Source organism: Acinetobacter sp. UBA3025, from assembly GCF_002367915.1.
Taxonomy (GTDB): Bacteria; Pseudomonadota; Gammaproteobacteria; order Pseudomonadales; family Moraxellaceae; genus Acinetobacter.
Genome location: NZ_DFDO01000273.1, coordinates 1 through 10,991 on the forward strand (window position 1 = coordinate 1; position 10,991 = coordinate 10,991).

Below are 10,991 nucleotides of genomic sequence, written 5' to 3' on the forward strand. Positions count from 1 at the left end.
CAGGTCAAACCATCCATTTCAGGCATTTGAATATCTAATAAGATGACATCAGGTTCATGCTGGTGAGCCAGATCAATTGCTTGACGACCATGCGTAGCTGTTGCAACTACATCATGCCCCAGTTGAGAGACTAAACGTGATAGTCGCTCGACAGCCAAAGGCTCATCGTCACAAATCAGGACGTCCATTTCTCCTCCTTAATCCAGTCAACATTATTCATTTGATTATAAGTTAACTGTGATTTCCTTGATTTCTTTTTATTTATAGCGATATTGCACAACCGTGGTAAACACCCCTCCACCGGCGAAAGTTTGAAACGTCATCGTAGGTCCGTAATAGGCTTCCAGACGCTGTCTGACATTTTCAATTGCAATACCATGTCCCTTTTTTAATGTTTTATTATCCTGCGTATAGGGGTTTGTTATGATGATATTAATTTGATTTTGCAAGATTTCAATCAATATGCTTATGGTACTCTTTGTCAAAATTTTTTCAACTCCATGGAAAATACTATTTTCCACTAGGGGTTGTAAAGTCAATAATGGAATTTGGACTTGTGAGTATAAGTCTTTGTTTTCTAATTTCCATTCGACCTGCAAACGCTCTCCCAGACGAATCTGTTCAATCTCCAGATAGCGCTGGCAGAGTTCAATTTCTTCCTGCAACTTGACCAGCTTCAATTCCTGAAAACTAGCCCGAAATAAACGGGACAAATTCAGCAACATTTGTTCGGCTTTGTCCGGGTCAATACTGATCAGGCTAATCACGCTATTGAGACTATTAAACAGAAAATGCGGATGAATCCTGGCTTGCATGGCCTGAATCCGTGCATTCAATTCACTGTGCTGCTGCTGTGCCCATTGTTCACGCAAATATAGATAGCGAAAACAGAACATGCCTAACAGGATACCAAAACTCAGATGTAGGCCGACCTGATCCAGTGCGATCGCCAAACTCAGTCCCTGAAAATTCAAATTGCTGCCAAAATAAGTCAGTACATTCAGACTGGTCGTAGTTACCAAAACAATGGCCTGTAATAGCAGAAATCCGCAGATTAATGCCAGCTTAATCCCCATGCGTTGAAAATGCTGATGAAAAAACTCGACTAGCGCTGCAAAACATAACAGTACCCAGTTGATATACAGCATATATTGAAGCAGATCTGCCAGATTGAGTGCCTGCCAGGACTGTGCTTTTGCCAAGGCTAAGACCATGGCCAGCACATTGCCGCCAATAAACATTTCCAGCAAATAGTGCAGCTTGCCGATCTGGCTAAAAAAATAGGAGCTTTGCGCTGATCCGGTCGGAGATGTAAAAGATTGATCGACTTGGACTTCGGCAACGGGCTTTGAATTTGTTATACTCTTTTTCGTTCTACTGCTTTTAATCTGATTGAGCCGACATGACCACATCTTCTAATTCCTCAAATCCATCACAAGCCCAGACTTCGGGTATGTGGGGCGGTCGTTTCTCTGAAGCGACTGATGCTTTTGTTGCTGAATTTACAGCATCTGTTCAATTTGACCAACGTTTTTATAAACAAGACATTGCAGGCTCGATTGCACATGCAACCATGCTGGCAAAAGTTGGCGTACTGACCGAACAGGAACGTGATGACATTATCGAAGGTCTGACTGCCATTAAAGCAGATATTGAAGCAGGTAACTTTGAATGGCGCATTGACCTTGAAGATGTGCATATGAACATTGAGTCGCGCCTGACTCAGCGTATCGGCATCACCGGTAAAAAATTGCATACGGGCCGTAGCCGTAATGACCAGGTTGCCACAGATATCCGTCTGTATGTCCGTGATGAAATTGATGCGATCCTGGAATTACTAAAAAAATTGCAAAAAGGCATCTTGGATCTGGCAGCGAAAAATACCAATACCATCATGCCAGGTTTTACCCATCTGCAAACTGCACAGCCGGTGACTTTTGGTCATCACTTAATGGCGTGGTTTGAAATGCTGGTACGTGACTCTGAACGTCTGATTGACTGCCGTAAACGTGTTAACCGTATGCCACTCGGTTCTGCTGCTCTAGCAGGTACGACTTACCCGATTGACCGTGCTTATACCGCTGAGCTTCTAGGTTTTGAAGCTGTTGCTGAAAACTCTTTAGATGCCGTTTCTGACCGTGATTTCGGTATTGAATTCAATGCTGCGGCATCTTTAATTATGATGCACCTGTCACGTATGTCTGAAGAAATGATCCTATGGACATCGGCTCAGTTCAAGTTCGTAAATATTCCAGACCGTTTCTGTACTGGTTCATCTATTATGCCGCAGAAGAAAAACCCGGATGTACCTGAACTGATCCGTGGTAAAACTGGCCGTGTATATGGTGATCTGATGAGCTTGTTGACCCTAATGAAAGGTCAACCGCTTGCTTACAACAAAGATAACCAGGAAGACAAAGAACCATTATTTGATGCGATCGATACCGTCCGTGGTTCATTAATGGCATTTGCGGATATGATTCCTGCGCTTGTACCAAACATCGAAATTATGCGTGAAGCAGCACTTCGTGGCTTCTCAACGGCCACTGACCTGGCAGATTATCTGGTAAAAAATGGCGTAGCATTCCGTGATGCACACGAAATTGTGGGTAAAGCGGTAGCTCTGGGTGTACAGGAAGGTAAAGACCTGTCTGAACTGACACTTGAGCAACTGCAACAGTTCTCTGATCTGATTCAGGCAGATGTATTTGAAAAAGCTCTGACTTTAGAAGCATCTGTGAATGCACGTAATCACATTGGTGGTACTGCACCTGCACAGGTTGAAGCTGCGATCGAACGTGCGCATGCTCGCCTAGAGAAACTTTACGCTTAATTGCTTTCGCTTTAAATTGGAGTATTGATATGTCTCGACAAGTTTTTTGCCGTAAGTATCAACAAGAAATGGAAGGTTTAGACTTTGCACCATTCCCGGGTGCAAAGGGTCAGGAACTGTTTGATACGATATCTAAACAGGCTTGGCAAGAATGGCTGAAACACCAGACCACGCTGATCAATGAAAAGCGTTTAAACGTGTTTGAACCGGATGCGAAAAAGTTCCTTGAAGAGCAACGCGAGAAGTTCTTTAACAATGATGAATCATTGGAAAAAGCTGAAGGTCTAAAGCCTGAAGAAAAATAAGGCGCTGCCTTATTTTTCTTCAAGACAAGCACCGAAGGTGCGCGTAGGTCAACATTTGAAAAGCTCCATAAACGGGGCTTTTCTTATATCAAAAGCACTGCTCCGCCACGCCGCAAGACAAGCAGCTATGCTGCGCGTAGGCTTTAAAAAGAATCTCCGTTATGGGAGATTCTTTTTTATGTACTGCTCTAAAAATTACTCAAGACAAGCGAAGCGCGTAGTTTCAAATGTCAAAAAAGAGCCTGACAAGGCTCTTTTTTTTATGAATACTGCAAGAGCTAAACTGCGTTTTAACTAAGCAAGACAAGCGCATAATTTTACTTGTCAAAAAGGAAATCTATGAAAGATTCCCCTTTTAGTTTAAAGCCCTACTCTTTTTGTTTTTTACACAAGACAAGCAGCTATAAGTTCATAGAATAAAAAAACTCCTTACATGGAAATTTTTTTATCTAAGCTCAAGCTTTTCTCTTACGTAAATTAAGCGAAACATATAACTTCAAATGCTATAAAAAATAATCCATAAAAAGAATTCTCTTTTTAATTTGAAAAGTATTTCTTCATCAGATCATGAGTTAAATACCCGGCAAGAGACTCCTCGAATATTCTTTTTCTATAGATATTCTATTTTTCTTAAAAGCACTCCAAAAACTATTTTAACTTTCATGAAATCGAAAATTATTGACCTAAAAAACAGGCTCAAAACCTGTCATTTTCTTACCGTGTTTTTTAAATTTAAGCAGCTATTATCTTACTGAAAAGCAATCAGATTTGTATCAAAATAATCAATTGTAAATTCTGTATACATTGCTCTCACAAAACACAACATTCAGCTACAAGAAACCACATGATTTTGTGGAAGATGCTCCCTATAATGACCAGCAAGAAGATGAGATATCTTTGAATAACTATAATAATAACTGAGAAATACCCCCGATTTCATCCCAGTTCTTCCCCCAAAGGCTGGGTATTTTTTTGCCTGTTATTTTTATATTCTCTATTTTTAGCTATAAAAAAAAGCCCCTTTTAAGGAGCTTTTATTGATTAAGGCTGTTTCAGATATGGCCAAGCTGCTTTTAGATAAATAAACATTGACCATAAGGTCAGTACCACAGCTGTATATAGCAACGCATAAGCCAGCATTTCTAGCGGTGGCCAGTTCAGCAGGAAAACCGTAATTGCGATCATCTGGAACGCGGTTTTGTATTTACCCACTGTCGACACCGCCACACTGGTACGCGCACCGAGTTCAGCCATCCATTCACGTAAAGCTGAAACTGTAATTTCCCGTGAAATAATCACAATCGCTGCAAAAGCCATCGAGATCGAAGGTTGCCATTGCACTAAGACAATAAGCGCAGCAGCGACCATCAACTTGTCTGCAACTGGATCCAAAAAACGACCAAAAGCAGAGGTCTGATTCAGAGTACGCGCCAGATAACCATCAAACCAGTCAGTGACTGCAGCCACTACAAAAATTGTCGTTAAGATAATATGCCGCGTCACATCAGGACTGGTTTCATTAAATCCCATTGCCGGTGGCCAATATGCGACCAATAAAAAAACCGGAATCAGGATAATACGAGCCAAGGTCAAGATATTTGGAATATTCAGGATACGACCTGTAGTCATAGACACCGCCAATTGTTCCCCTCATGTACGATGAAAATGCACACTTTTTTCGAGGTTTAATCCATCATTAATACGCTTCACTTTATACGAATTGACTTGAAGTGTCACTAGGCAAACACCGTCACTGTCTGTCTGGCCATCGCAATCAGCCGATTTTCTGCATCCCACAGATAGGCATGTTCTGTTGAATAACCGTCAGCCGCATGGTCGGTAATCACTTTATATTTAAACCAATCATGTAGCTGATGCTGCACTGGATGCACATAGGTTACAGTCCAGGTCAGGCTGCTCGCCGGGGCCAGTGTCTGAAACATCGGCAACACCCCAGGTGGCCAGATGTCAAAAATGGCCATCAGGTCAGCTAACTGAAATTCACGGTCAGAATGTAGATCGGGGTGGAAGCGGCACCAGCCTTCAAAATCAGGACGTACACTTGAACTGCACGGCAGATTCAAATCCGCCCATCTGAGTTCAAAATGATCAAAACACTTTGGAAGCTTGAACTGTGCAGGAATCTGGAACAGGGTTTCAGGAGGAGCATAATCCGGAGCCTGGATTTCCTGATGTACCTGAATGCTAGAATCGCGCGCTACGCCGAAACTGGCAATCAGAATGCTCTGAACAGCCTCATCCTGCCATAGACGCACTTCGATGGTAGTGACCGATTTGCCTTCACGCAGAATTTCCGCAGTTAGGCGTGCTTTGCCTTCCTGTACCGGGCCAACAAAAGTCACACTGGTACTCAGCAAACGTTTAGCAGGATCATTGATTATTACCACGGCTTTTTGCATCATGACTGCAGCTGCAAGTCCTCCGTACATGGTTCTTCCTTGCCCCCAGCCTGGCGGCATTTCAATCCATTCTTGCTGCGCAATTTGTGCGTACAGTGTTTGCAAAGACATATCGATCCTTCAACTTTGTCTGATGAACCGATATATTGCTGGAAAAATCTATGAATAGAAATGACCTTTGACTCGAAGGTCAATGTGCATTTTTGCACTTGTAATTGATATAAAACGATTACTCATGCAGAACTTTATAAATCATCCGGGCCATGACCGAACCCAGACCCGGTACCAGTTGCAGATCTTTTTCTGAAGCTTTAAGCACACCCTGAATCCCGCCAAAATGGGTCAATAAATCACGACGGCGCTTCGGCCCTAATCCTGGGATCACTTCCAATACGGATGAACCCCGTTTTTTATCGCGTTTGGCCCGATGGCGGGTAATGGCAAAACGGTGAGCTTCATCACGTACCTGCTGGATCAGATGCAGGGCCTTATGATCTTCTGGAAGCTGGATCTTGCTGCCATCGGTAAAATGCAGGGTTTCCAGACCCGGCTTACGCCCTTCGCCTTTAGACACACCGACCATAAAGGCATCCAGCCCAAGTTCCTGCATGACTTCCATCGCCATATGCAATTGCCCTTTACCACCGTCAATCAGCAGCAAATCTGGCAGCATGGCTTTTTTATAACGACGGGTTAAGGCCTGACGCATCGCGGCATAGTCATCACCCGCCTGAATATCATTGATAGAAAACTGGCGATAATCGCGTTTGTGCGCGCCTCCACTATCAAAGACTACGCAAGAAGCAACCGTATCTTCACCCATAGTATGCGAGATATCGAAACACTCAATCCGATCTACCGGCCGTCCTACGACCTCCTCTAACTGATGGAAACGTTCATTCAGCTCAAAGTGATTGGCCAGCTTGCCCTGAATGGCATGCTGTACATTCATCTGTGCCAGTTCCAGCCATTCGGCACGGGTTTCCCGAACTTTGGACTTGATCTGAATCTTCTTGTCAAAATGTTGAGAAAGTGCGGCTTCCAGCTCCTTCCGATCTGGCATTTCAATATTTATGATCAGTTCAGAAGGAATTTCATCGGCAACCTGGAAGTAGAAGTTGGCAATAAAATCCGAGAGCATTTGTCCCAGATCGTCACTCAGCATATCCGGAAAATAGCCTTTACCGCCGAGCATCTTGCCATTACGCACATGCATGATCTGCACACAAGTTACGCCTGCCTGGTAGGCAATCGCCAGAATATCTGCCTCACCTTTGACTTTATAAATCGCCTGCTGGGCCTGTACATCACGCAGTAATGCCATCCGGTCACGATAAAATACCGCCTTTTCAAATTCCAGATTTTCTGCGGCTGCTTCCATCTTGGCAATCAGTTCCTGATTCAACTCTTTGGTATCGCCTTGCAGGAAGCGAATCGAATTATTGACATCTTCCTGATAATCCTCAGGTGAAATTAGGCCGACACAAGGGCCGGAACAGCGCTTGATCTGATATTGCAAACAAGGTCGAGTACGATTGGCAAAGAAACCATTCTCACAAGAACGTACATTGAATAATTTTTGCAGAATAACCAAAGTATCGCGGGCATTGTAAGCACTCGGATAAGGTCCAAAGAACTTGCCGACCTGATGTTTGCCCTTGCCACGACCGCTGGCAATCCGCGGATAGGGCTTGTCTGCAGAGACAAAAATATAGACATAGGATTTGTCATCACGCAGCATGATGTTATACGGTGGACGATGCAGCTTGATCAGGTTTTGCTCTAGCAATAAAGCTTCAGTTTCTGAACGCACCACCAAGGTCTGAATGTCATAAATCCGTGCCACCAAAGCTTGAGTCTTGGGATGATCAAGGGTTTTGACAAAATAACTAGATACCCGATTTTTCAGGTTCTTGGCTTTTCCCACATATAAGAGTTCGCCATCTTTGCCATACATCCGGTAGACCCCGGGTAAGGTGGTCATATTGGCCAAGATTTTTTCAATATGAGGGCGTGCGTTCTCGTTCACCTAAAACCTATTTTTCACCTGCAATATGCAGATATATGTGATGTTTAATGTGTCATTTTCAAGCGATGACACAAAATTCACCCGAACTGTCATCTAAAGTGAAACAGGTTATGCCCAAAGCGCCGTATTTATAAGCAACCCAATATGGTCTGATTGCTAAAAGCTATAAGTCGCCTGAACTAACTTTGCTATGCTCGACAGGTTCAATCATCGAGATGATCCAAGATGACAAGTTCCCAATCCGGTATTCATGTTGTGCAACCTGCCACCTCTAGCCATAGCCAGTCTGAGCGTGACCGTTTGATTGGGAAACCGCGTTTTAATTTTGAACCTCAGTCTGTAATGCAGTTGCTACGGGAACGGATCATCGGTCAGGATGCCGCCTTAAATGAAATTGAAAAAATGCTGCATGTGGTCAAGGCTGACTTTTCCAGTCCTGAACGTCCGCTTTCGGTTACCTTAATGCTTGGTCCGACCGGTGTCGGCAAAACCGAGACCGTGCGTCTGATTGCCGAAGCAATTTATGGCCGTCCTGATGCTTTCTGCCGGATTGATATGAATACTTTGGCGCAGGAACATTATGCAGCTGCCCTGACTGGCGTGCCTCCGGGTTATGTGGGCTCTAAAGAAGGCCATAGCCTGTTTGATGAAACCGCTATTGCCGGAAGCCATACCCGTCCCGGCATCATGCTGTTTGATGAACTGGAAAAAGCCAGTACTGAAGTGATTCGTGGTCTGATGAATGTACTGGATACTGGTCGACTGACGTTGACTGCTGGTACCAAAATCATCGATTTTCGTAATTGCATGATTTTTATGACCAGTAATGTCGGTGCACAAGCCGCGCAACAATATCTGGAAAAGCTCAGCTATCTGCCGCAAAAAATGCAGCAACTATGTCTAAAAAAAGTACCGACCCAGCAGATTATTGAAAAAGTCATGCAGCGCAAGTTCGATCCTGAATTTTTAAACCGGATTGACCGTACCTTGCACTATCAGGCTATCCAAAATGATGCCCTGCCACGACTGGTTGAGATTGAGCTGGATAAATTAAATCAACGTCTGCAACATCAGAAACGACAGATTCACCTCACTGATGCAGCCAAGGCCCATTTTTATCAGGGTCATGACATCCGTTATGGCGCCCGTCATCTGGGCCGAAAAATACGGACTGAACTGGAACCGATCTTAGCGATTTATTTCCTGAACCATCCAGAACAACTGCAACTCCATCTGGACTGCATTAATGGTCAATTGCTAGTTCAGCCTCAAGCCTCCGATTCCAATTAAACTGTTTGATGTGCTTGAATCGCCTGAATCAATGCATCCGGGTCTTTAGGTGAAATCAGGACATATTTTTGTTGATCTGCCAGCGTATAGCTAATTTTTAAACGCTTGAAAGACAAAGCAGGTGCAATTTCTGAATGATCTGTAGGCTGGATATTTTGAATCGAACTAAGTGGAATTTGCCAGCTCAGCCATAGGCTTTGAATGGTCAATTGCCCTTCCTGCACGATATAACGGGTGCTCCAAACCGGCCACCAGACCAAGAGGATTGTAAGTATATAGACTGCGGTATGCACCGGATATTGAGCCATCGTCCCTTTGGCCTGCATGGTCAGTAATAATTGCAATAACAAACCGCTCATACAGATCAAAAATGCCAGCAGCCACCAGTCTTTTTTGGAACGAAATACACGCATCATCTTCCCCCTATTTTGTTTTATCTTACACAAAATCAGAATGATGTGGTGAATCTCTGCAAGTAATAAAAAACGCCCATGTGGGCGCTTTATTTTTTATGTTGCAGCTTAGGCAAACAGATAAGGACGAATAAAGATCAGGAAGAAAATACACAGCATCAGGAACCATTTCAGGAAATAGTACAGCTGGCGGTTCTGTGCTTTTAAAGCTTTGGCTTTTACCCGGAGTTGATAGACATAACCAAAGACTTTGTTTAAGCCACCAGTCTGATCCCCAACCTCATTCGGTGAACTGGCTGCTGTCATCACTTTTTTACCAAACCAGTGATTGAAGCGTTCCATCCAGCGGGTTTTTAAAGGTCGCTCGACATCAGCAAAGAAAATGATCCGGTTCTGGTCAGTCTTGTTTTCGGCATAATGAATATAGGTTTCATCAAATACCACGCTCTCGCCGTCGCGCCAGGAATAACGCTGACCATCGACATCGATAAAGCAGCGGTCATCATTCGGGGTCATTAAGCCCAAGTGATAACGCAATGAACCGGCATAAGGGTCACGATGACGGACCAAACGGCTATCGGGTGCCAGCTCGGTAAACATGGCCGCTTTAATGGTAGGCAAAGTTTTGAGCAAGGCGGTAGTTTTTGGGCAGAGTTCTGCTGCAGAGGGATGCGCCGAGTCATACCATTTTAAATAGAAGCGTTTCCAGCCAGTCTTAAAAAATGAGTTAAACCCCAGGTCATCATATTTGCTCGAAGCCTTGATCCTGCCTTTCTGATAGAGTGCCTGTGCTTCGTCACGAATCATTTCCCAGTTTTCATCCAGCACTTTTAGGTCTTTAAAATGCTGCGTATCGATATAAGGCTGATTCGGTACGCGTGAAAAGGCGTACATCAGAAAATTGATCGGTGCAAACAGGGTCGAATGGTCAAAAAACTGGCGATAAAAAGAATGCCGAACTGTGCCACGTCGCTGAATATATAACGCTGAAATGACAAAGATGGCCAAAATAATCCACTTAAGCATATCAATACCCAAAAAATCCTAGCCCCAAAAAAGAACGGGGAAAAATAAAAAAGTCACATCTGCGCCGCATTATAACAAAGCTGATTTCGCTCTCCCTACCCGCTTGTAGAACACAGCGTTGCATACATTTTCTTACATCCGTATCGAATGATTTGAATCTCAATTGACTATTTTGACCAAAACACCACACAGCAAACATTCCCTATCTGGTCAATTTACGTTATAAAAACAGCGCGACAGCAATAAAAAAGTGAAATTGAAACAATAACTTCATTACACTGCGATAACGGTTCACTGTATTCCGGACATGACAACACCTTGATTGAGCGATGAAAATTGATGACCCTTGCGTCACGGCTTGATACAACTTGTGTTGTTCTTTTTGGATATAGTTATCGTAAGATTAGCGAAGTAAAAAAGTGCGCGGGAAATGCGCGCTTGCTTCACAACATCAACTTAGAAGTCCTCCAAAATAAAGGAGATCAGGGCATGATCCACGCTGGCAATGCCATTACCGTCCAAATGCTTGAGGACGGAATTGCAGAATTCCGCTTTGACTTACAAGGTGAGTCGGTTAACAAATTCAACCGTGCAACGATTGAAGATTTCAAGGCTGCGATTGACGCAGTTTCCGCTGCTGACATTCAGGGTTTAATCGTGACTTCAGGCAAGTCT

General features: G+C 43.7%; 12 protein-coding genes. 5 read left to right on the forward strand and 7 right to left on the reverse strand.

Annotated features, from left to right (window positions below):
* Both B4J23_RS11465 and B4J23_RS11470 read right to left on the reverse strand, forming a co-directional pair.
* A partial coding sequence (locus B4J23_RS11465) for a LytR/AlgR family response regulator transcription factor (RefSeq protein ID WP_291360724.1) occupies positions 1–188 on the reverse strand: 188 nt, incomplete at its 3' end.
* A 69-nt stretch (positions 189–257) separates the two neighbouring features.
* Positions 258–1,412, reverse strand: a complete 1,155-nt coding sequence (locus B4J23_RS11470) for a sensor histidine kinase (RefSeq protein ID WP_291360726.1) — start codon at positions 1,410–1,412, stop codon at positions 258–260.
* On the opposite strand from B4J23_RS11470, the gene argH reads away from it, so the two are divergent.
* From argH to B4J23_RS11485, 3 genes are read left to right on the forward strand one after another with little or no spacing between them, the layout of a single operon-like run.
* Positions 1,403–2,833, forward strand: coding sequence for an argininosuccinate lyase (argH, locus tag B4J23_RS11475; RefSeq protein ID WP_291360728.1), 1,431 nt, complete (start codon positions 1,403–1,405; stop codon positions 2,831–2,833). The genes B4J23_RS11470 and argH overlap by 10 nt on opposite strands.
* 29 nt (positions 2,834–2,862) lie before the next feature.
* Complete coding sequence (locus B4J23_RS11480) at positions 2,863–3,138, forward strand: oxidative damage protection protein (RefSeq protein WP_004781637.1); 276 nt, start codon at positions 2,863–2,865, stop codon at positions 3,136–3,138.
* A 37-nt stretch (positions 3,139–3,175) separates the two neighbouring features.
* Positions 3,176–3,436, forward strand: a complete 261-nt coding sequence (locus tag B4J23_RS11485) for a hypothetical protein (protein ID WP_166136805.1) — start codon at positions 3,176–3,178, stop codon at positions 3,434–3,436.
* A 743-nt stretch (positions 3,437–4,179) separates the two neighbouring features.
* On the opposite strand, the gene pgsA is transcribed toward B4J23_RS11485, so the two are convergent.
* The 3 genes from pgsA to uvrC all read right to left on the reverse strand — a co-directional run bounded on the left by pgsA (position 4,180) and on the right by uvrC (position 7,587).
* Positions 4,180–4,767: a CDP-diacylglycerol--glycerol-3-phosphate 3-phosphatidyltransferase gene (pgsA, locus tag B4J23_RS11490; protein WP_004781631.1), complete on the reverse strand. Its 588-nt coding sequence runs from the start codon at positions 4,765–4,767 to the stop codon at positions 4,180–4,182.
* A 107-nt stretch (positions 4,768–4,874) separates the two neighbouring features.
* Complete coding sequence (locus B4J23_RS11495; protein ID WP_291360731.1) at positions 4,875–5,669, reverse strand: thioesterase family protein; 795 nt, start codon at positions 5,667–5,669, stop codon at positions 4,875–4,877.
* Positions 5,670–5,787: 118 nt separating this feature from the next.
* Complete coding sequence (uvrC, locus tag B4J23_RS11500; protein ID WP_291360733.1) at positions 5,788–7,587, reverse strand: excinuclease ABC subunit UvrC; 1,800 nt, start codon at positions 7,585–7,587, stop codon at positions 5,788–5,790.
* A 225-nt stretch (positions 7,588–7,812) separates the two neighbouring features.
* Here uvrC and B4J23_RS11505 point away from each other — a divergent pair, with 225 nt between their 5' ends.
* Entirely contained in the window at positions 7,813–8,877 is a 1,065-nt protein-coding gene (locus tag B4J23_RS11505; protein ID WP_291360735.1) for an AAA family ATPase, read from the forward strand.
* Here B4J23_RS11505 and B4J23_RS11510 read toward each other — a convergent pair.
* Both B4J23_RS11510 and lpxO read right to left on the reverse strand, forming a co-directional pair.
* Complete coding sequence (locus B4J23_RS11510; protein ID WP_291360737.1) at positions 8,874–9,290, reverse strand: PH domain-containing protein; 417 nt, start codon at positions 9,288–9,290, stop codon at positions 8,874–8,876. The two genes, B4J23_RS11505 and B4J23_RS11510, sit on opposite strands and share 4 nt — an antisense overlap.
* Positions 9,291–9,398: 108 nt before the next feature.
* On the reverse strand, positions 9,399–10,316 hold the full coding sequence (lpxO, locus tag B4J23_RS11515; protein ID WP_291360740.1) for a lipid A hydroxylase LpxO: 918 nt from the start codon (positions 10,314–10,316) through the stop codon (positions 9,399–9,401).
* A gap of 489 nt (positions 10,317–10,805) precedes the next feature.
* Here lpxO and B4J23_RS11520 point away from each other — a divergent pair.
* A partial coding sequence (locus B4J23_RS11520; RefSeq protein ID WP_291360742.1) for a hypothetical protein occupies positions 10,806–10,991 on the forward strand: 186 nt, incomplete at its 3' end.